Origin of the sequence: Mesorhizobium sp. J8, from assembly GCF_016591715.1 — a bacterium.
Taxonomy (GTDB): Bacteria; Pseudomonadota; Alphaproteobacteria; order Rhizobiales; family Rhizobiaceae; genus Mesorhizobium.
This window is the reverse complement of sequence record NZ_AP024109.1, coordinates 1901684-1924332: the sequence shown is the minus strand read 5'-3', so window position 1 is coordinate 1924332 and position 22649 is coordinate 1901684. Positions and strand designations below refer to the sequence as shown.

The following is a 22649-nucleotide window of genomic DNA, read 5'->3' as shown; positions in this document are numbered from 1 at the left end:
GTTCCGTCCTATTTAACGCCGGCCTTCTCGGCGGCGTCGAGGAACGGCTTTCCTTTTTCGGCGGCATTTTCCTTGTTGATCAGCACCGAAGGCACGAAAGTGAACGGCGGCACCTTCTGGCCGGCCAGATATTTGGCGGCGTTGTCGACCGAGGTCCTGCCGATCTCATAAGGCTGCTGCGCCGCAACGGCGCCCGCCGACGACTTCGGATCCATCACCATCTTGATGACTTCGGGGCTGCCGTCGATGCCGTAGGTCTTGACCTCGTTGCGGCCGGCGGCTTCGACCGCCTGCGTGGCGCCGATCTGCGGCACGTCCCAGCAGGCCCAGACCGCGCCGATCGAGCCCTTCTCGGGCGACTTGGTCAGCATGTCGGTGACGTTGGAATAGGCGCTCTGCACCGTGTTCGGGATGACGTCGCGCAATTCCGGCTCGACGATCTTCACATCCGGGAACGAGGTCAGCACATATTTCAGCTGGTCGTAGCGGATCTTGCAGACCGGCACGCTGTAGAAGCCGTTGAAGACCAGCACATTGCCCTTGCCGCCCATGTCGGCGACCATCTGCAAGGCGATCTCGGCGCCGATATTGTAGTTGTTGGAGGTGGTGTTGTTGATGGCATGCGGCGTGGCGGTATCGACCGTGAACAGCGGGATGCCGGCGTCGCGGATCTTCTGCAGCCACGGGTTCAGCACCTCGAGGTTGCCGAGCTGCTCGATGATGGCGTCGGGCTTCTGCGCGATCAGCGTCTGCAGCTGCGCGATCTGCTGCTGGTCCTTGCGGCCGGCGTCGAGCGCGATGACTTCACCGCCGAGCTCCTTGACGCGGTCCTGGATGCCTTTGAACGCCATCAGGTCCCAATAATGGTCGGTGCCGATAGCGGAGACGCCGATGCGCTTGCCCTTCAGCGAAAGCTCCTCGGCGTTCGCGCCGGCGACGGCGGCAAGGCTGCAAGCCGCCGCCAACCCCAGGGCGAGCGCCTTGACGAGGCCTTTCATGGATCTGGTCATTTTCATTTCCTCCCTTGTTGATCGCTCCGGGCCTTCCCGGAGGATATGCGAAACCATGGTCCACCGCTTAGGCGGCGGCGTCCTTGTCGCGCAGGCCGTAGCTCGCCATGCGCTTGATGACGTTCTCGATCTCCTCGTCGGACAGGATCGGCGGCTCGCCGATCTGCAGGGCGCCGTGATACTGGCGCGCCAGCGTCTCGACCTCGACGGCCAGCCACATCGCCTGGGCAAGGCTCGATCCGACGGCGATCATGCCGTGCTGGGCAAGCAGGCAGGCCTTGCGGTCGCGCAGCGCCTCCACCGCATGCGCCGAAAGCTCCGCGGTGCCGAAGGTGGCGTAGGGCGCGCAGCGTATGTCGCTGCCGCCGGCGACCGCGACCATGTAGTGGATCGCTGGTATCTTCCGGCCCATGATGGCGATGGTCGTGCAGTAGGTCGGATGCGCGTGGACGACGGCGTTGACCTCGGGCCGCGCCTTCAAGATATCGAGATGGAAACGCCATTCGCTCGATGGCGGCAGGCGTCCATCGACCTCGCCATCCCAGCCCATGAATACGATGTCTTCCGGCTGCAGCGTGTCGTAGGGCGTGCTGGTCGGCGAGATCAGCATGCCCTCGCCATGGCGCCGGCTGATGTTGCCGGATGTGCCCTGGTTGATGCCCAGCGCGTTCATCTCGATGCAGGCATCGATGATGGCCTGGCGCGCCTCGAGGTCCGAAAGGGTCATGCGATATTCCAATCCTTGTCCGCCCCGTTACCAGGCCGTGTAGCCGCCATCGATCGACAGGATGGCACCGGTGACGTAGCTCGAGGCTGGCGACGCCAGGAACAGGATCGCCGAGGCGATCTCCTGCGGCGTGCCCAAGCGCCCCATCGGCGTCATGTCGATCCAGGTGTTGAAGAGTTCGGGACGCTCGCGCATCTTCAGCGTCATCTCGGTGCCGACATAGCCCGGCGCCAGCGCGTTGACGCGCACCCCGGATTTCGCCCACTCGACCGCGAGCGCCTTGGTCATCATGTGCACGGCGCCCTTGCTTACCATGTAGGACGGCGCCGTCTGCGGGCGGTTGATGATCAGACCCGACATCGAGCCCAGATTGACGATCGAGCCTTTCTTGCGGGCGACCATCGAACGCCCGAAGGCGCGCGAAGCCCAGTAGACGCCATTGACGTTGACATCCATCACCAGGCGCCATTCCTCGTCCGGCGTATCCAACGCGGTGTTGAGGCGCGCGATGCCGGCGCTGTTGACCAGGATATCGACCTTGCCGAAGTCCGCGGCGACTTGAGCAGCCATCGTCTCGACGGCTTGCGGATCGGTGACGTCAAGCACGCGGCCCTCGACGCTTGCGACCCCAGCGGCCCGCAGTTCATCCGCAGCAGCCTTCAGTCCTTCCGCATTCATGTCGAGCAGGACGACCCTCGCGCCGCAAGTCCCCAGCGCCTTGGCGCCCTCGAGACCGATCCCGCTGGCGCCGCCGGTGACGACGGCGACCTCGCCCGTCAGGTCGAATTGCGACCGATAATCCATGCACATCCTCCATCAGGACAGGCTCGATCGCGGGCAAAACTTCGCCCTCGCCGCCGAGGCAGCGCCGCAAGCCGACCGGTCCTGATAATGCCTCCGGGGTCAGGCTCCTCCCGACCCCATGACAGGGACGTTACAGAAGCTTCCCGGGTCCGTCAATCTGGTTATAACCAGAAAACAGAATCTTTTTTGATAGGCCCAATTCAGGTGCGGTCGACACCGTTCACGGTCGCCGAAGGCTGCTCGACCGCCATGTGGATGCGCGCGACGGAGGAGTTGTAGAAGGCCTCGTAATATTCGAGGGCGGCGCCGTCGGCGTCATAGGCGATCGACTCGATCTCGATCAGCGGCGTGTTGGCGGCGACGCCCATCTGATCGGCCTCTTCCTTGGTGGGAAGGGCCGCTCGCAGCCAGCGGTCGGCGCGCTTCACCGTCAGGCCGAAGACGGCGCGGATGGTGCCGAAGATCGACTGGTTTTCCGACAGGATGTTCTCCAGACCCGGCACCCGATGTCCCGGCAAGCTGATGCGCGTCATGGTGATCGGCGCGCCATCGGTCATGTAGACGCGGCTGATGCGGACCACGCTGCCACTGGCGGGAATGCCGAAGACTTTGGATTCTTTCTCGCTCGGGGGGCAGCGGTAGATCTCCAGCGTGCGGGTCGAGACCTTGTGGCCCTTGGCGGTCAGGTCGTCGAACACGCCGAGATTGGCGGTCATGAAGTCGACATGCTCGCGGGGTGCTGCGACGAACATGCCCTTGCGCGGCATCTTGATGATGCGGCCTTCGTTGGAGAGCGAGCCGATCGCGGCGCGCACGACGGGACGCGACACACCAAAGAAATCGCAGAGCGCCTGTTCCGAAGGAATGCGCGAATTGGCGGCCAGCAGGCCGGTGTTGATCGCTTCCTCGACCTGGTTGCGCAACTGCACCCAGAGCGGCGCCGCCTCGTCGCGGTTGAGCTGGACCTTGGAGCCGATCGAGCGGAAGGCCTCGGCCGCCTCGGCATCTTCCTGATCGTAACGAGGACGTCCGCGCGTTCTGGTTGCTTGTTCCATCCGGTCCTGCCGCAATTCATTTGCCGCGACTCAGATGAGCGGCAGCGCCTCCCTAGCGGAGACCGCCAGTCATTTTCACGCTCTCCGGCAAGTTTCGCAACCATAGCATGGCGGCCACTCCCAGAAGTGGTCCGGGAACCAGGAGCAGGAAGGCCCAGCGCCAGCCGCCAATGAAGTCGGCGAAGCGTGGGGTCAGCCAGATGGCGAACACCGTCAGCGCGAAACCGGCGCCGAGCTGCACCGACAGTGCCGTGCCGACGAAGCGGCGGTCGGCAAGCTCGGTGACGGCGGCGGAGAATTGCGCCGAATCGCCGATCACCGAAACGCCCCAGACAATGGCCACCAGCACGAACAGCCAGAGCGGGCCGGTGAAGAGAAAGCCCATCAGCAGGGCGCAACCTCCCGAGACGAGCATCATGCCGGCGGTGGTGGCGGTGCGGCCGATGCGGTCCGACAGATAGCCGCCGAGCAGGCAACCAAGGATGCCGGAGGCGACGACAAGGAAAGTCGCGAGCGAGGCGGTGGCGGCGGTTCCGATCGCCTGCGCCTCGAAGGCCGCGCGCGTGTAGGCGAGCAGCCAGGCCCACATGGCGTAGAGCTCCCACATGTGACCGAGATAGCCGAGATTGGCGAGGAGCAGCGGCTTTTCTCGGAACACCTGGCCGATGCGCGAGGGCTCGAACACCGCCTTGCCGAAGGGATAGGGCCCTTCTTTCGCGAACAACAGGAAGAGCAGCGCGCCGGCCGCGGTGGCCACGCTTGCCGCTGCGACCACCGGCCGCCAGTCGAGCGCGGTCGAGACCGCGCGGAAGAGATGCGGCAGCGCCGAGCCGACAGTCAGCGCGCCGATGACCGCCCCAAGCGCCAGTCCCCTGTCGCGGGTGAACCAGGTGGCGACCAGCTTCAGCGCCGGCGGATAGACGCCGGCAAGCGCCGCGCCAGTGACGATGCGCGCGGCGATCACGCCGCCCGGCCCGGGATGGAGCAGAAGCGTCGCGTTGGCCAAAGCGGCGACAAGCGCCGCCGCCGCCATCAGTCGGCTGAGCCGCACCAGGTCGGGAAGGTTGACCAGGCTCGCCGCCAGCGCGCCGATGACGAAGCCGACCTGAACGCCATTGGTTAGCCACGCCTCGGCGCTCGGGCCCAGCGCCAGCTCCTGCTTCAGTTCGGGAAGAATCGCGGTCGCCGAAAACCAGGTGGTCAGCGACAGGACGACCGCCAGGCAAAGCAGCGACAGCACGCGCCAGCGCTCGCCGTCGGCCGCAACGCCAAGCCGGCCGTTGTCCACCGGGCTCACGCGCCTTGCAGCGGAACGGTGAACACCGTGGCCGTGCCGGTTAGGCAAAGCTCGCCCTGGCCGTTACGCACGCTGGTCTCGATCTTGCAGATCGGCTTGTCGGGGCGCACTTCCTTGACCTCCACGCGGCCGGTGATCTCCTCGTCGACGCCGACGGCCTTGACGAACTTCCAGGCCACTTCGAGGAACACGGTTCCGGGGCCGGGCAGATCCTCGGCGACCAGCGCGTTGAGGATGCCGGAGGTCACGCCGCCCTGGACGATCAGCTTGCCGAACACCGACTTCTCGGCCAGCGCACGGTCGTAATGCAGCGGATTACGATCGCCGGTCATCTCGGTGAAGGCCTCGATGTCGCTCATCCTCGTGCGCCGTGTGCGCTCGGCGAAGGCGCCGACCTGCGGACGACCTTTCACCACGCCAACCCAACCGTCCTTCGTTTCGGTGCTCATTGCGGCTTCTCCTCTGCTCTGGGTTCGACTGGTTTGAAGGCCGGCAGGACACGGCCGCCGATGGCGGTCGGAGCAAGAAGCAGCATGTCCCCGACCTGTAGCGGCCGTGTGCCGGGCAAGATGAAGCTCAGTATCGTCGGGCCTTCGGCCAATTCGACCAGGCCGACCACGTAGGGTGCTGCCGGCAGCCAGCCGGGATGGCCGGGCTTGTGCACCTCGGAAAAGGATTTGAGCCGCCCCCTGCCCGATGCGTCTTTCCAGACCAGACGCTTGCTCCAGCAATGCGGGCAGATCGGGCGCGGATAGAAGACGGCCTTGCCGCAATCCTCGCAGTGCTGGATTTTCAGCCGGCCCTCGGCGGCGGCATCCCAGAATGGCTTGGTCAGCGCGGTGATCGTCGGGCCAGGGGTTTTCAGCGTGTCGAGATCGACGGACATCAGGCGGCTCCCAGCACGAGCGCTGTCGCTTCGCTCATCGTCGCGCCATTGCCGGTGACCAGCGCGAGCCGGGCCTTGCCGATCTGGCGTTCCCCCGCCTCGCCGCGCAATTGGCGCACCGCCTCGACGACATGGGTCATACCGCCGGCAAGGTCCGGCTGGCCGAAGCCGAGCTGGCCGCCATGCGTATTGAGCGGCTTGTCGCCCTTGTGGGAAAGGTCGTGGTCGTGGAGCCACGCGCCGAACTCGCCCGGCGCGCAAAGGCCGGCATCCTCGATCGTGGCCGCGACCATGATCGTGTAGCAATCGTAGAGCGACAGAAGGTCCATCTCATCGGCCCGCGTGCCGGACTGTTGGAAGGCCCGCGCCATGGCGCTCTTCAACGGACCGGAGGTGAGACTCGGCGCCTGGCTGACCGCGCGGTGCGTGACCTTCTCGCCGGCGCCGAGCAGATGCACGGGCGGCTTTCGCAACGACCGCGCGCGTTCGGCCGAGGTGACGACGACCGCTTCGCCGCCGGCGACCGGCATGACGATTTCGAGGAGGTGCAGCGGCGAAGCGATCATCGGCGAGGCCAGCACCGCCTCCACATCGGCCGGCTTGCCGAAGAAGATGGCGTCGGGATTGAGCTGCGCATTGGCGCGCGCGGCCGCGGCGATCAGGGCGAAGTCCCGCGCGGTCGAGCCGTATGCGGCCATATGCGCCTGCATCAGCAGCGCATAGGAGATGTTGGCGCCCGAGGCGCCGAACGGCACGTCGAACTCGCGGATCGGATTGCGGTTGGGAGAACGGGGCAGCGTCTGCTCGCGGTTGTTGGCGAGCACGCACAGCACTGTCTCGCACATGCCGGCCTCGATCGCGGCCGCCGCGCGCCAGACCATGCCGGCGCCGGATGCGCCGCCGAGGTCCACGACATTGGCCATGGTCGGCGCCAACCCGAGATATTCGGCAATCGTTGCCGGCACATGCTGCGGCGTCTCGCCGCCCTGCGGCCCGACCAGCAGCCCATCGATCGCCGCCGGCTCGAGCCCGGCATCGAGCACTGCCAGGCGCGAGACCTCGGCGATCATCTCCAGCGTCGTCACGCCGCTGGTCAGGCGCTGCGGCCTCAGCTCGCCGATGCCGACGATCGCTCCCGTCGGCCGGCTCATGCCGCCTTGCTCCGGTCGAGCGTGCGGTATTCCTCCAGGCATGCCGGATTGGCGAGCGAAGCCATGTTCTTGACCGGCTTGCCTTCGAACGTGGTGCGGGCGGCGCCCTCGACGCGTTTCCCGTTCAGCGTATAGGGCACCGCCTGCACCGCATGGATGCGATGCGGCACATGGCGCGGCGAGGCCCCTTCGCGGATCGCGCCGCGGATTTGCGCGGCAAGCTCTGGGGTCAACGCATAGCCGTCATTGAGCTTGACGCAGAGCACGATTTCCTCGTCGCCTTCGACCGGCGCGCCGAAGACCAGGCAATCCTCGATCTCGGCAAAGTTTTCGCAGGCGGCATAGATTTCCGCCGTGCCAATGCGCACGCCGCCGGGCTTCAGCGTCGTGTCCGAGCGACCGTGGATGACGCCGGAGCCGTAAGCGGTCATCTCAGCCACGTCGCCATGCGTCCAGATCTCATGGCGCGCGGCGAAATAGGTGGCGTGATAGCGCTCGTCGCCGTCCTTGCCCCAGAAGGTCAGCGGCATCGACGGGAAGGGCTCGGTGCAGACGAGATCGCCCTGGCGGCCGATCACCGGCGCATTGCGCTCGTCCATCACCGCGACTGCCAGACCAAGCCCCTTCACCGTCAGCTCGCCGCGCCGCACAGGATGGATCGGCGATCCCAGCAGGAAGCAGCCGATGATCTCGGTGCCGCCGGAAATGGAGGAGAAGATCATGTCGCGCTTCACATGCTCGTAGACCCAGTCGAACTGCGCTGGAGAAACCGGCGCGCCGGCCGACAGCAGCGAGCGCAGCGGCGAAAGGTCGTGCAGGCGCCCCGGCGCGTAATTTTCGGCGGCAAGCGTGGCCAGATATTTCGGGCTGGTGCCGAAATGCGTGACGCGGGCACGCTCGGCCATCGTCCATAGCGGACTGGGGTCGAGGCCATCGGCCGATTTCAGGATCGGCGCGCCGTCATAGAGCACCACGCTCGCGCCGCAGGCGAGGCCTGAGATCAACCAGTGATACATCATCCAGGCGGTGTTGGTGTACCAGCTCATGACGTCGCCGGGGCGAACATCGCCGTGCAGCAGGTGCTCCTTCAGATGCTGGAGCAGCACGCCACCGGCGCGATGGACGATCGCCTTCGGCGCGCCTGTCGTGCCGGAGGTGTAGAGCACATAGGCGGGATGGTCGAAGGGCGCGCGCTCGAAGCTGAGCGGAGCGTCGCCGCCGAAATGGTCGAACGAAATGCAATCCGCCGCGCAGTTTGGCCGAAAGCCCGGCTCGCCCGTCAGCACCAGCGTCGTGACCGTCGGCATCGCGGCGACGATCTCGGCCAGCCTGCCGGAAATGTCGTGCTCCTTCCCCGCATAGCGGTAACGCGGCGCGGCGAACAACACCTTGACGCCAATCTGGCCGAGGCGGTCGACGATCGCGGTGGCGCCGAAATCCGGCGAGCAGGACGACCAGATGGCACCGATGGAGAGCGTCGCCAGAAGCGCGACGAGGCCCTCGACGCGATTGGGCAGGATGCCACCGACGCAATCGCCCTTGCCGATACCGGCCGCGCGCAGGCCGTCGGCCGTCCTAGCGACGAGCCGGCGCAGCTCGCCAAGCGTAATGGTCCGGAAATGGCCGCCCTCGTCGGCCTCGATAACCGCGACCCTCTCGCCGTCGCCACGCAACAGGTTTTCCGCAAGATTGAGCTTTGCTTCCGGCAGGAAGCGGCTCCCGGTCATCGGCGCATTGTCGTCGCGCAGGAAGGAGATCGCGCCTGGATCGCCGACGACCTCGGCGAAATCCCACACCGCCCGCCAGAAGGCCCCGGGATCACCGATCGACCAGCGATGCAGCGCCTCGTACTCGCGCGAGTCGAAGCCGTTGGCCATCGAAAAGCGCGCAAGGTTGGATGATTGGAACGCGGCCGGCGCCGGCGTCCAAAGCACGGATGACATGGATTTCCTCCCGCAACGCAGGCCGGGCTCGATGCCGCGACCTTGCCTGCCGACGCATTTCATGATTATTGGTTATAACCAGAATGTCAAGCGGCGATCCCGCCTGTGTGGATCGTACGTGCGGAGGATCGGAAATGGATGCGGTTTATATCGTTGCCGCCAAGCGCACGCCCATCGGCAAGCTGAATGGCGCGTTCGCCAGCCTGTCGGCGGCGGAGCTGGGCGGGCAGCTTATCCAGGCAATGCTTGCCGATACCCAGCTCGCGCCCGATTCCGTCAGCGAGGTGATCATGGGCCAAGTGCTGACCGGCGGCGCCGGGCAGAACCCGGCGCGGCAGGCCGCGCTCAAGGCTGGCCTTCCGGTCAGCGTTCCCGCAATGACCGTCAACAAGGTGTGCGGCGCTGGCCAGAAGTCGATCCATCTCGCCGCGCAAGCCATTCGCTGCGGCGACGCCGATTGCGTGATCGCCGGCGGGCAGGATTCGATGACCTCGGCGCCGCATTTCATCGACGGTGTGCGCGCCGGCATCCGCATGGGCGACCGCACCGTCAAGGATTCCATGATCACCGACGGGCTGTGGGACGCCTTCCATCAGGTGCATATGGGCGTTACCGCCGAGTCGCTGGCGCAGCGCTACCGGATCACCCGCGAGGGACAGGACCGTTTCGCGCTGCGTTCACAGGAAAAGGCGGACGCCGCCATCCAGTCCGGCAGATTCGACGACGAGATCGTTCCGGTGTCGATCAAGACAAGGCAAGGCGATGTCGTCATCGAGCGCGACGAGCACCCCAATCCCACCACCACGATGGAAGGCCTTGGCCGGCTGAGGCCGGTCTTCGATGCGGCGGGGACGATCACGGCCGGCAACTCATCCGGCCTCAACGACGGCGCCGCCGCGGTCCTGGTGATGTCGGAGGCGCGGATGACCGAACTCGGGCTGACGCCCCTCGCCCGCATCGCGTCCTACGCTTCCGCCGGCGTCGAGCCGATGGACATGGGTCTCGGTCCCGTCGCCGCCTCACGCCTGGCGCTCGACAAAGCCGGCTGGCGCGCGGCCGACCTTGACGTGATGGAAATCAACGAAGCCTTCGCCGCACAGGCCATTGCGGTCAACCGAGAGATGGGCTGGAACGAGGGCATCATCAACCTGAGCGGTGGCGCCATCGCGCTCGGCCATCCGCTGGCCGGCTCCGGCTGCCGCATCGTGGTGACGCTGCTTCACGAGATGATCCGCCGTGATGCGCGGAAGGGCCTCGCCTCGCTCTGCATCGGCGGCGGCCAGGGCGTGGCGATCTGCCTGGAGCGGTGAGCAGGGGCGATCATATACGCTCGGGTTTGAACGGAGATGCGCTTCACCCACAAATGGCATCGGGCATGACGTGACGCGGCACACGCGCGATCATACACAAAAGGCCTTGGGATCGGTGGCTATCGACCGCAATTGGCCGGCAACTGAATGGCGGCTTCTGGGCGTGTTTGCCTAGAGCATGACCCCGAAAGTGGGAACCGGTTTTCGGAGAAAGATCATGCTCCAACAAAGAGTTAGATCGTGAGGGCGATTCAACGAAACGCCATCACGATCTGGAAACTGGCGCGGGCTACCGGCCGATCACAGTCAATCCGAATAGGATAATCAGCCAAAGCCCGGTGGCCGCAACAGCAAGCCGAGGCAACGTCCCGGTCAGATGCATGAATAGCAGGCCAATCAGGGCAGCCTTCGCAGCGGCGATCGCCAGGTTGAGCGCGACGTTGAAACCGCCGAGATCGATCAAGGATGAGCCGACCGTCAGCGCCAGCAGCGCGAGCAGCCCGAGATAGGCGAAGGTGAGTTTGCGCAATTCGCTCATCGGTTGATCAGATAAAGGACCGGGAACATGAACACCCAGATGATGTCGACGAAATGCCAGTAGAGGCCGACGGCCACCACCCGGCGCAGCCGGTTGGCAGGGCCGGCGGTCCGCCAGAGCGCGATCATGCCGGCGATGACGACGATGCCGCCGATCAGGTGCAGCGCATGCAGCGAGGTCATCGCGAAATAGAGGCCGAAGAAGAATTCGGCATGGGTCGGATCCGGCCCGGCATAAGTGAACGGCAGGCCGAGAAGCGGCGCCAGTCCTTCGCGGATTTCCTTGCCGTATTCGATTCCCTTCACGACCAGGAAGCACGCGCCCAGCGCCGCGGTCGCGACCAGCGCCCAGACCGTGGCGCGCCAACGTCTCTGAAGCGCAAGCATATGCGCTAATGCCATGGTGAAGCTGCTGGTGATCAGCACCGCGGTGTTGAACGTGCCGAGCGGCAGCGAAAGGCGCTTCGAGGCGGCGGCGAAGGCAGGTCCGAAATCGATATGGGCGACAAGGAAGACCAGGAAGATCGCGCCGAACAGCATCGCTTCGGAGCCGATGAACACCCACATGGCGAAAGTGTCGGCGCGCCGTTCGCGTTGGGGCGTGTCGAAAGCGATGCTTTCCGTGCCGCTCATCCCGCTGCTTCCTCCCGGTGTGGGCTGAAGCGCTCGTGCTCGAGCCCCTTCATGTCATAGGCATAGGCCGGCCGCGTCACGACCGGCATGGTTTCGAAATTATGCGGCGGCGGCGGCGAACCCGTCTGCCATTCGAGCCCGGTGGCGTTCCACGGATTGTCGGGCGCGCGGACCCCGCGAAACAGCGACCAGCCTAGATAGAACAACGGCATCAGATAGCCGATCGCCAGCACAACCGCGCCTGCCGAGGACAAGACGTTCCAGAACTGGAACTCAGGCGGATAGGTGTGATAGCGCCGCGGCATGCCGTCGAAGCCCAGCACAAATTGTGGGAAGAATGTCAGGTTGAAGCCGACGAAGGTGACGGTCGCCGCGATCCGCCCCGCCGTTTCCGAATACATGCGGCCGGTCAGCTTAGGCCACCAGAAATGCAGGCCGGCCATATAAGCGGTCACCATGCCGCCGACCATGATGTAGTGGAAGTGCGCGATGACGAAGTAGGTGTCGTGGACATGGACATCCACCGCGAGCGCCGCGAGAAAAAGTCCAGCCAGCCCGCCGAAGGTGAACAGCGCCAGGAAGAACAGCGCATAGAGCATCGGCGTCTCGAAGCTGATCTCGCCCTTGCGCAGCGTCAGGCTCCAGTTGAAGACTTTGATCGCCGACGGGATCGCGACGCAGAAGGACAGGAACGAGAACACCACGCCGGCATAGGCCGACTGCCCGCTGACGAACATGTGGTGCCCCCAAACCAGGAAGCCGAAGACCGCGATCGCCATCGACGAGATCGCCACCGCCTTGTAGCCGAACAGCGGCCGGCGGCTGAAACACGGCAGCACTTCCGACACCACGCCCATGCCCGGCAGGATCATGATGTAGACGGCCGGGTGCGAGTAGAACCAGAAGAGATGCTGGAAGAGCAGTGGGTCGCCGCCGAGATCGGGATTGAAGATGCCGATGCCGAAGACGCGCTCCAGCACGATCAGGATCAGCGAGGCGGCGAGCACCGGGGTCGCCAGCACCATGACCAGGCTGGTGGCGTAGAGCGTCCAGACGAAGATCGGCAGGCGAAACCAGGTGAGTCCCGGCGCGCGCAGCGTGTGTACGCTGACGATGAAGTTGATGCCGGTCATGATTGTCGAGAAGCCGACGATGAAGACGCCGAAGGCCGCGGTCGAGACCCAGCCATTGGCATAGAGCGTCGACAGCGGCGTGTAGAAAGTCCAGCCGGTGTCGACGCCGCCGGCCACCACCGCAAACAAGGCGAACAGGCTGCCGAAGATGAATACATACCAGCTGGCGAGGTTCAGCCGCGGGAAGGCGAGGTCGCGCGCGCCGATCATCAGCGGCAAAAGGAAATTGCCAAGCGTCGCCGGGATCGACGGCACCAGGAAGAACCAGACCATGATGATGCCATGCAGCGAGAACAGCCGGTTGTAGACATCGTCGGAGACGAGGTCGCCGGCCGGCGTCGCCAGCTCGATCCGCATCAGCACGGCCATGGCGCCGCCGAGGAAGAAAAAGGCCGTCAGCGAAATGAGATAGAGCCACGCGACGCGTTTATGGTCGGTGGTCAGCAGCCACGCGCGAGGTCCGCTCCCCTCTCCGAGATAAGTGCCAGGCATCGCCGCGTTGGTCATGGCCTGGCTCCAGCCGTTGGTTGCGGGGAAAGCGACTTCAGGTAGGCAAGCAGCATCTGCAGCTCGCCTTCGTCGATGAGGCCGTCGAAGCTCGGCATGACCGGCTCGTAGCCGGCGGCGATCTCTTTCTTCGGGTTGAGGATGGAGTCGCGCAGGTAACGCTCGTCGGCGATGACCGTCTGCTGATTGTCGAGCGCCACCGGTCGGCCGAAGATGCCGTCGAGCGCCGGTGCCCTCACCTTGCTGCTCGCGCCGTGGCAGCCGGAACAGCCCAGCGCGCGAAACAATTTCTCGCCGCCCGCGGCTAGCGTCTCGCCTTCGCCCTGGCTGTTCAGCCACGCGGCATATTGCTCGGGCGCCATCGCCGTCACCCAGCCGCCCATTTCGGAGTGCTGGGTGCCGCAATACTGGGCGCAGAACAAGTGATAGCGGCCGGGCTCGGTGGCGACGAACCAGATATGCGTCGTGCGGCCCGGCACCGCGTCCTGCTTGATGCGGAAGGCCGGCACGTAGAAGGAGTGGATGACGTCCTGCGCGGCGAGCGACACGACGACGGCCTTGCCGACGGGGACGTGCAGTTCGTTGATCTCGCGCTGGCCACCGGGTTGCCTGAACTCCCACATCCACTGCTTGCCAATGCCGTTGATCTCGAGCGCGTCAGCCGGCGGATGGTCGCGGCGAACGAAAAGCGCCGCGCCCCAGCCGAAGAAGATGAAGGCGATGACCAGGCTGGCGATCGTCCAGCTCATTTCGAGCGGCAGGCTGCGGGAACGCTTGCCCGTTCGATCCGCCTTGGAGCCGACGCGGTATTTCACGGCGTAGCCGACGACGAGACCGGTAAGCGCCAGCCCGAGAACGACTGAAAAAACGAGCAGCGTATAAAAAAGCGCGTCGACCTGGCCGGCTTCCGATGATGCTTCCTGCGGGAAGAAGGGGATGCCGAAGCTCACCTGGCCCTCCCCCAGCTCTGCCAGAGTACGGTTGCGCCGAGGCCAAGCAGCGTTGCCAGGCTGGCCACTTTCAGCGCCGCCCAGATCGCCGGCGTATACTGGCCTTTCGAACTGTCGAACCCGGCACAGAGCAGGAAGATGTGATCGGCGATCGACCCGAGCCTGTTTTCCGACGCTTCGACCAGCGCAAGCTCGAGGTCGCGCTGCGTGAAGGTCAGCGCCGGCAGCACCTGTGAAATTCGGCCTGACGGTGTGAGCGCGATAACCGCGATCGGATGGACGAACTGATCGATGCCCTTGCGCCGATCGAAAGTGAGGCCGGCCTCGCTGGCGAGCGCAGCGCCGGCGCCATCGCGGCTGGTCAGGAAACGCCAGGCGGGAAGGCCTGCCGGACCGGCAGCGGAGGCGATCTCATCTTGCGCCGCGGCTGCGTCGGCCGGTGTCTCTTCCGGATCGATCGAGATGAACAGCGCGCGGTAATCCGCCGCGTCAAGCGAGGTCTTCTTCAGGTCGGAGGCGACGGCCTGCTGGGTGACGCCACACAGGTTCGGGCATTTGTCGTAACCGAAGATAACCAACGCCGGATGGCCGCCCAGCGTTTCGCCAAGCGTCTGCTTCCGGCCGCCGGCGTCGACCAATTCGCGGTCCAGAGTCAATTGCGCTCCAAGCTTCGGATCGAATGTCGGTCGCCCGGCGGCGGGGGCCGCGCCGGCCACAAGCAGGCAAAAAGCGACCAGGAGGCTTCTCATCGCCCTGCCCCGCCGCTTTGCAACTGGCATTTCACGGCCTGAGGCGTTCGTGGAGCCGCGGCCGAGAGCAGATTGCAATCGTTCGGTTCCGAAGCTGTGGCACCCGGCTGTGACCAATCTGGCAGCCCTTTGCTGACCACTGCCCACATGGCGTCGTCGATCGGAATGCGTGCGATGCCGGCATTGCGGTCGACCCATCCAAGCATTTTCAGCTGGCGGTCCTCCTCGGCGCGGAAGTTGACGAGATCCTGCCTTGGCGCGCTCTGCAAATCGGGAGCTGCCGGGTTGGCGTTCTCGGATTGCGGCAGCCAGCTTGGCGTGGTGTTGAAGACGAGCTTCATGCCGATCGCGGCCAGGGCCAGAAACACCAACAGCCCGCCACCGAAGGCGAGCAGCACCCGTGGCTGGACATCGCGTGTCTCGGGATGGCGCTGCGCCTTAGCCATGGGCAATTTCCCGCTTCCACCAGACGATCCTGTCCGGCCTGTGGAGCAGGAAGAGCAACAGCGCTAACCACAGTCCGCCCACTCCAATCCAGGCAGCGGCGTCATGCCATAGCGCCAGCGGGCCGCCAACGAAAAGCGGTGGGCGGATTCGCCAGAACACATCGGCGAAATGGCCGGCCAGTGTGGTTCCGGCGAGCCAGACCAGACCGGCATGGCTGCGCTTCAGACCCCGGTTGAGCGGGCCGGCAAAGGCAGCCACCTGCAACGCAATCAGCACATAAAGCAGATATTGCCAGCCATTGTCGCCACGGATGACGTACCAATGGATCTCATCGGGCAGATCGCCGCCCCAGACCACCAGCCATTGCATGAACGCAAGATAGATCCAGGTCAGCACGAAGCCGAATTGCATGTTGGCAAGGTCTTCGCTCAACGTGGTTTCCTCGTCTCCGCCCGGCAGGATCTCGACCGCCCGATTTGCGGCCAGGATCAAAATCGCCATGGCGAATGCTCCGACAACTTCGGCCGACGCTTCGCAGAGTGCATAGATTGTCGAGGTGAATTCCGGCTCGAGCGACAGCATCCAGTCGATCGAAAAGACACTGACAGCAAGCGCATGAGGAATGAGGCCAAGAGCGAATCTTTTGCCGCTGCGGTGGTTCGAACTGGTCTCATCGCCTGTCGCATCGAGCACAATCCAAGTGAGGAAGAGCCAGATTGCGGCACAGAAGGCGAAGCGCAGCAGGAAGAACGGCACGTTGAGATAAGCGAGCTTCTCACGAACCTTCTCAGAAAGCATCGCCGGGTCCGCGCCAGCCCAAGGAAAGACCAGATCGAGCCTCATCAGCACGGGTAGGAGCAAGACGAGCGCAAACGGCAGCATCGCGATCATGATCCGCAAAGGCTGACGGACCGCCTCGCCCCAGCGTCCGCCGGTCAGCCCGTGCACCATCAAAATGGTCAGTGCCCCGAGCGACAGGCTGAGCGCGAAGAGAGCCGCCGCGAGCCAGGCGCCCAGCATCGCTTTGGCATCGAGCGGCGCGCCAAGGGCGCAGAGGACAAGACCCGCGATGCCGACGACCGCAAAGCCCTGCTCGAGGCGGCTCATGGCGATGCCTCCGCTTCGAGCCGCGCGCGCAGGCTTTGCGGAAGTTCGGCGACTGGAGCGTCGCGTGAATATTGCAGCGCGCGGATATAGGCGACGATCGCCCAGCGATCCTGCGGCGGCACCCGCGCCGCGTAGGAATACATGGCGCCATAGCCGTTGGTGATGACATCGTAGAAATGCCGGTCGGAGGCCTTGCGCAACGCGTCCTGGTGATAACTCGGCGGCGCCGGGAAGCCACGCTCAACGATCATGCCGCGGCCGTCGCCGGTGCGGCCGTGGCAGGGCGAGCAGAAAATGTCGAAACGCTGCTGGCCGCGCTGCAGCAGTTCGATCGTGATTGGATAGGGAATTCTGTCCGGGACCGGCGTCAGATCGGTGTCGCGCGCCACGGTTCCCGCCACCGGCGTTCTGGCCGACATACCGTCGGCGAACTGGTTGCTCGCCTCCAGCGGATCGTAGCGCGGCTGGTCCTCCATGTCCTGCCGGCAGCCGGCGACGAGCAGCGCGCCGAACATGATCGCGACGCGCAGGGCGCTCACGCCTCGACCTCCTCGACGACCTCGGCGCCGAGCCGCGTCAGTTGCCCCTTGGTCACGCCCTTGCGGTACTTCGGATCCGCCGCTTCGATCAGTAGATAGAACTTGCCTCCACGCGCATAGCTGAAGCTCTCGGCGTTGAAGATCGGATGATGGTAGCGAGGCAGCCCGTTGGCCGCGAGCAGGCCGAGAAAGCCGGCGAAGGCTGCGCCGAGGATGCCGGCCTCGAAGGCGATGACGACGAAAGGCGGCCAGGAATGCAGCGGCCGCCCGCCGACATTGATAGGGTAGTCGATTTCGACCGAATACCAGATCAGCGCATAGACGAGAGCAGCACCGGCAATACCGCCGGCGAGCACGGCCCAGGGCAGGCGCGTCTTGGGGATCTCCAATATCACATCCAGTTCCTTCATCGGAAACGGCGAGAACGCATCCATGCGACGATAGCCACGCTCGCGCATGCCGCGCGCCGCCGCAACGAGCGCTTCGGGATCGGCAAACGCCGCCAGGATACCGTAGAGGCTCATCTGAGCTTGCCCTCCTCCTCGGCCAATTCCTCGACCTCGAATATGGTGATCGCCGGCAGGATGCGGATGAACAGGAAGACAAGCGCGAAGAAAGTGCCGATCGAGCCGAACAGGATGCCGAAATCGAGCCAGGTCAGCGACTGCTCGCCCCATGCGGATGGCAGGTAATCGCGGCTCGGCCCTGTCACGACGATGATGTAGCGCTCTATCCACATGCCGATGTTGATGGCAATGGCGATCGCAAACAGCAGCGGCATGTTGCGGCGGATGCGCCTGAACCAAAGCAGTTGCAGCACACCGCAATTCAGGCCGAGCATCGTCCAGAACAACGGCGAATACGGACCTAGCGCGCGCTCTGCCATCATGGCGCGTTCATAGGGCTCGCCTGAATACCAGGCGAAGAATGCTTCCGAGACATAGCCATAGGCCACGACCATGCCGGCGGCGATCATCAGCTTGGCGGCATTGTCCATGTGCCTGAGCGTGATCATATCCTGGACCGAAAACGCCCAGCGCAGCGGAATGGCGATGGTGAGCACCATGGCGAAGCCGGAGAGCAGCGCACCGGCGACGAAATAAGGCGGGAAGATCGTCGAGTGGTAGCCGGGCGTGATCGCGAAGGTGAAATCGAGCGAGACGATCGAATGCACCGAGATGACGAGCGGCGTGGCCAGGGCAGCAAGCAGGAAATAGACTATCCTGTAGCGTGACCAATGGAATGCCGAGCCGCGCCAGCCGAGCGCCAAAATGCCATAGAAGAGCTGCGCCGGCCTCGACATTGCACGGTCGCGCAGCACCGCCAAGTCGGGCAGAAGGCCCAAATACCAGAACAGCAGCGAGACGGTCGCGTAGGTGGCGATCGCCGCGAAATCCCAGACCAGCGGGCTGCGCCATTGCGGCCAGTGCATATGCACATTGGGCAGCGGCAGCAGCCAGTAGAAGAACCACGGGCGTCCAAGATGCAGGATGGGGAACAAGCCGGCCATGGCGACGGCAAACAGCGTCATGGCTTCGGCAAAGCGGTTGATCGAGGCCCGCCATGGCTGGCGCAGCAAAAGCAGCACCGCCGAGATCAGCGTGCCGGCATGGCCGATGCCGATCCACCAGACGAAATTGGAGATCATGGTACCCCAGGCCACCGGGATATCGATGCCGTAAGCGCCGACGCCGACCGCGATCAGATAGGTGATCGAGTAGAGGAAGAGCAGCACGAGCAGAAAGCAGAGGAAGAACGCGGTCCAGAAATGCCGTGGCAGGCGGCCGCTGAGCACGATCGAGCCGATGCGCCCGCTGATCTCGGGAAAATCGTGGCGGCCACGCAGGACGGCCGGGCTGTTCGCGCTCGCTTCAGCCATCGCTCGCCTCGCCGGGCATGGCAAGCCTGCCGTTCGGATTGGAGATCTTGCCGAGATAGGTGGTGCGCGGCCGTGTGTTCAGCTCCTCCAGCAGCGCGTAATTCTGCGGCGCGCTTTTCTCCCGAACGACCTTTGCGTTTTTCCTGTTGCGATCACCAAAAGTGATGGCCTGGGTCGGACAGGCCTGTTGGCAGGCGGTGACCACTTCGCCATCGGCGATGTCGCGATTTTCGATCTGCGCCTGGATGCGCTTGGCGCTGATGCGCTGGACGCAGTAAGTGCATTTCTCCATCACGCCGCGCGAGCGCACGCTGACGTTCGGATTGTGCACGCCCTGTTCCGGACCCGCGTCGTCCTTATCGAAGGGTTGGTGGTCGAGGAAGTTGAAGCGCCGCACCTTGTAGGGGCAGTTCTGCGAGCAATAGCGCGTGCCGATACAGCGGTTATAGACCTGCGCGTTCAGCCCGTCATGCGTATGCATCGTGGCGTTGACCGGGCACACCACTTCGCAGGGCGCCTTCTCGCAATGCATGCAGGGCACCGGCTGGAAGAAGGTCTCGGGCGCGTCGAGCGGCCCGGCATAATAACGGTCAACCCGCAGCCAATGCATCTCGTGGCCGCGCTCGCATTCCTCCGGCCCGACCGGCGCGATGTTGTTCTCCGCCTGACAAGCCGCAACGCACGCCATGCAGCCGATGCAGGCCGAAAGATCGATCGCCATCGCCCAGGCTTCCTGGTCGTAACGCCAATCGGGATAGAGCGATTCCGTCGGCGCCGGCGGCGCGTCCTTGCGCACGAAATCCGGGTTCCGCCGGAAGGCATCGAGCGAAGCATGGCGAATGATCGCGCGTCCCTCCATCGCCTGGTGGTGCTGTGTGGTGATGACCCGCACGCTGTTCTCGCGCGGCGTAATCGCAGCACCGGTCCCTACCCATTCCGCTCCGCTGCGCAAACGGAATGCGTCATAGCCTTCCGCCAACGCGGCAACGGAACCGGCCTGGCGCCCGAAACCGAAGGAGAGCGTCACGCTCTCGTCCGGATGCCCGGGCACGATCCACGCCGGCGCATCGATGTCCGCGCCGTTCAATGCGACGTTGATGATCTTGCCGTTTTCGATTTTCAATCGCTCGGCAGTCGTGGGCGAGACGAGCGCTGCATTGCCCCAGACGATCTTGGTCAGTGGCCGCGGCAGTTCCTGCAGCCACGAGGTGTTGGCAAAACGGCCATCGCGCAGCCATGGATCGGCGACGAAGCGTATTTCGAAGCCATCGGCAGCGTTGGCGGCGGGTCTCAGGCCGCCCAGGTCCGGTGGCACGGTGACCGATACTGGCTTGGCAGGGCTGTCCGGTAGAACACCGGCACGCAACGCCATCTTCCAGGCATCGTCATCGAGTGCTGCCCAATGTTGCCTGACGAGCGACAGCGGATCGGTCTCGAACTGGCCACCAAGCACGGCAAGCAGCTCATGCACGGTCTTGCCGTCGTAAAGCGGCCTGATCAACGGCTGCACCAGCGAGGCGGTGCCATCATAAGCGCGCACGTCGCTCCAGCTCTCGAGCTCATGCGCCAAAGGCACATGCCAGTGCGCCAGGAATGTCGTCTCGTCGCGGTAGAGTCCGTGATGGACCAGCAGCTTCAGGCTGGAGAACGCCTTATGCGCATCGAGCCTCGTTGTGGCCGTATGCAGCGGATTTGCGCCCAGCACCACGACCGTGTCGATCGCGCCATCGCCGATTGCCTCATGCAGCATGGCCAGATCGCCATCGACCTGCAATGCATCCGGCGGCTCGATCAGCTCGACCGTGTTGCCGAGCGCGCCAAGCTTCGCATTGGCAGACAAAGCTGCGGCTTGAACGAAGGCACTCTGATGCGCTCCCGCAATGACCAACGCGTTGCGACCTGCCGCCTTCAGGTCGTCGACCAACGCCGCCATCCAGGCCGGATCGATCGGCGAGCCGGCCCCCCCGGTTTGACCGGTCAACGCCGCGTTCAATCCGGCGGCCACGGCTTCGGCCCCGCTTGGCTTGATCGCAAGCCGATGATCGGCAGCGGCCCCGGTGATTGTCGGCGTCGATTCCACCGCATAGAGCCGGCTCATCCGGTCGTTCGGGCTGCGCACACGTCGGCGCGCAGCGAAGTCACGCGCGTAAGCCAGCCGGCCCGGCCCCTCGCCGAGGAAATCGGCATCGAGACTGACAATCGTTTCGGCACGATCGAAGCGGTAGACCGGTGTCAGTGCCGACCCGAACAGTGCACGTGACGCATCTGCCGCCGCCGGTATCGCCAACGGGTCGTGGCGGTAGATTTTAAGTTTCGGATAGCGTGCCCGCAGCGCGTCGATCTGGGCCAGGAGCGTAGGCGACGTGGAGGCATCGAGAAGCAACGCGCCGCCCTGCCCTTGCGACGCCATCCATCGCGAAAAGAGCCCCGCCATGTCCTTGAGGAAGTCGCCATAGGATGCCGGCTGACCATCCTTGAGAGGCGTGCGCGAGCGGTCGGGATCGAACAGCGTCAGCACCGCTGCCTGCATCACGGCGTCGGTCGCGCCGCGCGCTGCCGGATGGTCCGGATTGCCCTCGATCTTGGTCGGCCGCCCTTCATGGCTTTCAACGATCGCGCCGATGCCGAAGCCATCGCTGGACAATGTGGTCGCGTAGTAAACGGGCTTGCCGGGAATGAGTATTTCCGGCTGGCGCACATAGGGCACGATGCTTTCCGCCTTGCTGCAGGCCGCCAACCCCGCAAGCGACAGCGAGGCGCCCATCAGCTTCAGGAGCGTGCGCCGGTTTGGCCTTGCCGGCAGGCGTTCCGCGATTGCCGGGAACTCGGTCTCGACGAAACGGCGGAACTCGGCCGTGCCGGCAATCTCGTCGAGGCTGCGCCACATCTCGTGACCGCTTGCAAGTTGTTTGCGCAGGGCCGCGACGTCGATGCCGAAACTTGGCCCTCTTTCAGCGATGGCAGACATAGCAATCCGTCATCGTCTCTGGATGGATGTCGAGCATGCCGATCAGTTGCCGCCTGATCTCATCGATGTCCGCAGGCGGTTGCCAGTGCATCAGAAACACGTCCTGCGGCGGACGCAGATTGGGTCCGGGATTGCGATGACAGCCGAGGCACCATTCCATGCTCAGTGTATGCGCACGCCGCGTCAGCGGCATGTCATCGACCGCGCCATGGCAGGTCTCGCAGGCTACGCCTTTGTTGACGTGGATCGCGTGGTTGAAGAACACGAAGTCGGGCACGCTGTTGACGCGCTGCCATTCGATCGGCTTGCCGCTGGCCAGGCTTGCGCGCACCGGCGCCAGCATGTTGGCGTTGGTGAAAAGCTGCGAATGGCAGGTCATGCAAACTTCGGTGGCGGGCAGACCCGCCGAAGAGGACGTCTCGACGCCGTTGTGGCAATAGCGGCAGTCGATGCCGAGCTGGCCGACATGGTGCTTGTGACTGAACGGCACCGGTTGCGCCAATGGCTCACCTACTCCCGTTACAAGGTCTGAACGGGGCAGAATTGTCCCGATCGCGGCGGCGATCAGCAGAGCGGCACAACTTCCCCAGATGACAAAGCGCGCAACGCCATTGGCGTTTTTCGAGAAGATCTGCGGCATCCCCTCGCCGATTCTGCTGAAGGCAAACTCAGAGTTGACGGCCCTTAACGGTGCTTTCGCCGCCAAGGTTCCGAGCGGACGCTTGAATCACAGAATGGTGACCGTTAGCGACGGCGGGTCTCGACTTGATCCGCAACCAAGGGTCGGCGACGAGGTCATCACCTATGCTTTGGCCAAGGGTGATTGTGCGGAGGCCGCAGGCTTTATGCAATGCTTGGAACCGCTAGCTCATCCGGCCGCCATGTGGTCCATTCCCCGGCCGCCTTCTGTTGCGCGCTCGTGCGCTTCGGCGCCTGGCGAGGGAATACATCCAGACCAAGATCAGAACCACCGGAACGCCGGCAACGACCAGCATCCATATGCCGATGTGAAACATG

The 22649-nt window shown here is 64.5% G+C and carries 22 protein-coding genes; 1 reads left to right on the top strand and 21 read right to left on the bottom strand.

What is annotated here, in order from left to right:
- Positions 1-8 precede the first annotated feature (8 nt).
- The 9 genes from MJ8_RS08790 to MJ8_RS08750 form a co-directional block, all read right to left on the bottom strand.
- Entirely contained in the window at positions 9-1016 is a 1008-nt protein-coding gene (locus MJ8_RS08790; RefSeq protein WP_201414018.1) for a sugar ABC transporter substrate-binding protein, read from the bottom strand.
- A 61-nt stretch (positions 1017-1077) separates the two neighbouring features.
- Positions 1078-1737, bottom strand: a complete 660-nt coding sequence (locus MJ8_RS08785) for an L-fuculose-phosphate aldolase (RefSeq protein WP_201414017.1) — start codon at positions 1735-1737, stop codon at positions 1078-1080.
- Positions 1738-1764: 27 nt separating this feature from the next.
- Complete coding sequence (locus MJ8_RS08780; protein ID WP_201414016.1) at positions 1765-2541, bottom strand: SDR family NAD(P)-dependent oxidoreductase; 777 nt, start codon at positions 2539-2541, stop codon at positions 1765-1767.
- Positions 2542-2741: 200 nt separating this feature from the next.
- Positions 2742-3596 (bottom strand): GntR family transcriptional regulator, encoded by an 855-nt coding sequence (locus MJ8_RS08775; RefSeq protein WP_201414015.1) that lies wholly within the window; start codon positions 3594-3596, stop codon positions 2742-2744.
- A 52-nt stretch (positions 3597-3648) separates the two neighbouring features.
- On the bottom strand, positions 3649-4893 hold the full coding sequence (locus MJ8_RS08770; RefSeq protein ID WP_201414014.1) for an MFS transporter: 1245 nt from the start codon (positions 4891-4893) through the stop codon (positions 3649-3651).
- Positions 4890-5342: a MaoC family dehydratase gene (locus tag MJ8_RS08765; RefSeq protein WP_201414013.1), complete on the bottom strand. Its 453-nt coding sequence runs from the start codon at positions 5340-5342 to the stop codon at positions 4890-4892. The genes MJ8_RS08770 and MJ8_RS08765 overlap by 4 nt, the downstream gene beginning before the upstream one ends.
- Positions 5339-5779 carry a Zn-ribbon domain-containing OB-fold protein gene (locus MJ8_RS08760; protein WP_201414012.1) on the bottom strand — a complete coding sequence of 147 codons (441 nt, stop codon included), beginning with the start codon at positions 5777-5779 and terminating at the stop codon, positions 5339-5341. The genes MJ8_RS08765 and MJ8_RS08760 overlap by 4 nt, the downstream gene beginning before the upstream one ends.
- Entirely contained in the window at positions 5779-6930 is a 1152-nt protein-coding gene (locus tag MJ8_RS08755; RefSeq protein ID WP_201414011.1) for a thiolase family protein, read from the bottom strand. Before MJ8_RS08755 ends, MJ8_RS08760 begins: the two co-directional genes overlap by 1 nt.
- On the bottom strand, positions 6927-8873 hold the full coding sequence (locus MJ8_RS08750; RefSeq protein WP_201414010.1) for an acetoacetate--CoA ligase: 1947 nt from the start codon (positions 8871-8873) through the stop codon (positions 6927-6929). The genes MJ8_RS08755 and MJ8_RS08750 overlap by 4 nt, the downstream gene beginning before the upstream one ends.
- A 134-nt stretch (positions 8874-9007) precedes the next feature.
- Between MJ8_RS08750 and MJ8_RS08745 the strand changes: the two genes are divergently transcribed.
- Positions 9008-10183, top strand: a complete 1176-nt coding sequence (locus MJ8_RS08745; RefSeq protein ID WP_201414009.1) for an acetyl-CoA C-acetyltransferase — start codon at positions 9008-9010, stop codon at positions 10181-10183.
- Between the two features lie 289 nt (positions 10184-10472).
- On the opposite strand, the gene MJ8_RS08740 is transcribed toward MJ8_RS08745, so the two are convergent.
- From MJ8_RS08740 to MJ8_RS08685, 12 genes are read right to left on the bottom strand one after another with little or no spacing between them, the layout of a single operon-like run.
- Positions 10473-10721: a cytochrome C oxidase subunit IV family protein gene (locus MJ8_RS08740; RefSeq protein WP_201414008.1), complete on the bottom strand. Its 249-nt coding sequence runs from the start codon at positions 10719-10721 to the stop codon at positions 10473-10475.
- Complete coding sequence (locus MJ8_RS08735; RefSeq protein ID WP_201414007.1) at positions 10718-11353, bottom strand: cytochrome c oxidase subunit 3; 636 nt, start codon at positions 11351-11353, stop codon at positions 10718-10720. The genes MJ8_RS08740 and MJ8_RS08735 overlap by 4 nt, the downstream gene beginning before the upstream one ends.
- Positions 11350-12993 carry a cytochrome c oxidase subunit I gene (gene ctaD / locus MJ8_RS08730; protein WP_201414006.1) on the bottom strand — a complete coding sequence of 548 codons (1644 nt, stop codon included), beginning with the start codon at positions 12991-12993 and terminating at the stop codon, positions 11350-11352. The genes MJ8_RS08735 and ctaD overlap by 4 nt, the downstream gene beginning before the upstream one ends.
- The gene (gene coxB / locus MJ8_RS08725; RefSeq protein ID WP_201414005.1) at positions 12990-13943 is read right to left on the bottom strand and encodes a cytochrome c oxidase subunit II; all 954 of its coding nucleotides are present in this window, start codon (positions 13941-13943) and stop codon (positions 12990-12992) included. Before coxB ends, ctaD begins: the two co-directional genes overlap by 4 nt.
- Positions 13940-14692: an SCO family protein gene (locus tag MJ8_RS08720; protein ID WP_201414004.1), complete on the bottom strand. Its 753-nt coding sequence runs from the start codon at positions 14690-14692 to the stop codon at positions 13940-13942. The genes coxB and MJ8_RS08720 overlap by 4 nt, the downstream gene beginning before the upstream one ends.
- Positions 14689-15138 carry a hypothetical protein gene (locus tag MJ8_RS08715; protein WP_201414003.1) on the bottom strand — a complete coding sequence of 150 codons (450 nt, stop codon included), beginning with the start codon at positions 15136-15138 and terminating at the stop codon, positions 14689-14691. The genes MJ8_RS08720 and MJ8_RS08715 overlap by 4 nt, the downstream gene beginning before the upstream one ends.
- Positions 15131-16246, bottom strand: coding sequence for a hypothetical protein (locus MJ8_RS08710; protein ID WP_201414002.1), 1116 nt, complete (start codon positions 16244-16246; stop codon positions 15131-15133). The genes MJ8_RS08715 and MJ8_RS08710 overlap by 8 nt, the downstream gene beginning before the upstream one ends.
- Complete coding sequence (locus tag MJ8_RS08705) at positions 16243-16761, bottom strand: c-type cytochrome (RefSeq protein ID WP_412177112.1); 519 nt, start codon at positions 16759-16761, stop codon at positions 16243-16245. Before MJ8_RS08705 ends, MJ8_RS08710 begins: the two co-directional genes overlap by 4 nt.
- Positions 16762-16781: 20 nt before the next feature.
- Positions 16782-17309 carry a DUF3341 domain-containing protein gene (locus MJ8_RS08700; protein ID WP_201414000.1) on the bottom strand — a complete coding sequence of 176 codons (528 nt, stop codon included), beginning with the start codon at positions 17307-17309 and terminating at the stop codon, positions 16782-16784.
- The gene (gene nrfD / locus MJ8_RS08695; RefSeq protein WP_201413999.1) at positions 17306-18664 is read right to left on the bottom strand and encodes an NrfD/PsrC family molybdoenzyme membrane anchor subunit; all 1359 of its coding nucleotides are present in this window, start codon (positions 18662-18664) and stop codon (positions 17306-17308) included. The genes MJ8_RS08700 and nrfD overlap by 4 nt, the downstream gene beginning before the upstream one ends.
- A complete protein-coding gene (locus MJ8_RS08690; RefSeq protein WP_201413998.1) occupies positions 18657-21632 on the bottom strand; it encodes a TAT-variant-translocated molybdopterin oxidoreductase in 2976 nt (991 codons plus the stop codon). The genes nrfD and MJ8_RS08690 overlap by 8 nt, the downstream gene beginning before the upstream one ends.
- The gene (locus MJ8_RS08685) at positions 21616-22272 is read right to left on the bottom strand and encodes a cytochrome c3 family protein (RefSeq protein ID WP_225248198.1); all 657 of its coding nucleotides are present in this window, start codon (positions 22270-22272) and stop codon (positions 21616-21618) included. The genes MJ8_RS08690 and MJ8_RS08685 overlap by 17 nt, the downstream gene beginning before the upstream one ends.
- Positions 22273-22649 lie beyond the last annotated feature (377 nt).

Coding starts and splice junctions, on each gene's coding strand:
- MJ8_RS08790 (WP_201414018.1), bottom strand. CDS start 1,016: ATGAAAATGACCAGATCCATGAAAGGCCTCGTCAAGGCGCTCGCCCTG.
- MJ8_RS08720 (WP_201414004.1), bottom strand. CDS start 14,692: ATGAGAAGCCTCCTGGTCGCTTTTTGCCTGCTTGTGGCCGGCGCGGCC.
- MJ8_RS08785 (WP_201414017.1), bottom strand. CDS start 1,737: ATGACCCTTTCGGACCTCGAGGCGCGCCAGGCCATCATCGATGCCTGC.
- MJ8_RS08710 (WP_201414002.1), bottom strand. CDS start 16,246: ATGAGCCGCCTCGAGCAGGGCTTTGCGGTCGTCGGCATCGCGGGTCTT.
- MJ8_RS08775 (WP_201414015.1), bottom strand. CDS start 3,596: ATGGAACAAGCAACCAGAACGCGCGGACGTCCTCGTTACGATCAGGAA.
- ctaD (WP_201414006.1), bottom strand. CDS start 12,993: ATGACCAACGCGGCGATGCCTGGCACTTATCTCGGAGAGGGGAGCGGA.
- MJ8_RS08690 (WP_201413998.1), bottom strand. CDS start 21,632: ATGTCTGCCATCGCTGAAAGAGGGCCAAGTTTCGGCATCGACGTCGCG.
- MJ8_RS08740 (WP_201414008.1), bottom strand. CDS start 10,721: ATGAGCGAATTGCGCAAACTCACCTTCGCCTATCTCGGGCTGCTCGCG.
- MJ8_RS08715 (WP_201414003.1), bottom strand. CDS start 15,138: ATGGCTAAGGCGCAGCGCCATCCCGAGACACGCGATGTCCAGCCACGG.
- MJ8_RS08765 (WP_201414013.1), bottom strand. CDS start 5,342: ATGAGCACCGAAACGAAGGACGGTTGGGTTGGCGTGGTGAAAGGTCGT.
- MJ8_RS08745 (WP_201414009.1), top strand. CDS start 9,008: ATGGATGCGGTTTATATCGTTGCCGCCAAGCGCACGCCCATCGGCAAG.
- MJ8_RS08735 (WP_201414007.1), bottom strand. CDS start 11,353: ATGAGCGGCACGGAAAGCATCGCTTTCGACACGCCCCAACGCGAACGG.
- MJ8_RS08705 (WP_412177112.1), bottom strand. CDS start 16,761: ATGTTCGGCGCGCTGCTCGTCGCCGGCTGCCGGCAGGACATGGAGGAC.
- MJ8_RS08760 (WP_201414012.1), bottom strand. CDS start 5,779: ATGTCCGTCGATCTCGACACGCTGAAAACCCCTGGCCCGACGATCACC.
- MJ8_RS08700 (WP_201414000.1), bottom strand. CDS start 17,309: ATGAGCCTCTACGGTATCCTGGCGGCGTTTGCCGATCCCGAAGCGCTC.
- MJ8_RS08685 (WP_225248198.1), bottom strand. CDS start 22,272: ATGCCGCAGATCTTCTCGAAAAACGCCAATGGCGTTGCGCGCTTTGTC.
- MJ8_RS08780 (WP_201414016.1), bottom strand. CDS start 2,541: ATGGATTATCGGTCGCAATTCGACCTGACGGGCGAGGTCGCCGTCGTC.
- MJ8_RS08750 (WP_201414010.1), bottom strand. CDS start 8,873: ATGTCATCCGTGCTTTGGACGCCGGCGCCGGCCGCGTTCCAATCATCC.
- nrfD (WP_201413999.1), bottom strand. CDS start 18,664: ATGGCTGAAGCGAGCGCGAACAGCCCGGCCGTCCTGCGTGGCCGCCAC.
- MJ8_RS08755 (WP_201414011.1), bottom strand. CDS start 6,930: ATGAGCCGGCCGACGGGAGCGATCGTCGGCATCGGCGAGCTGAGGCCG.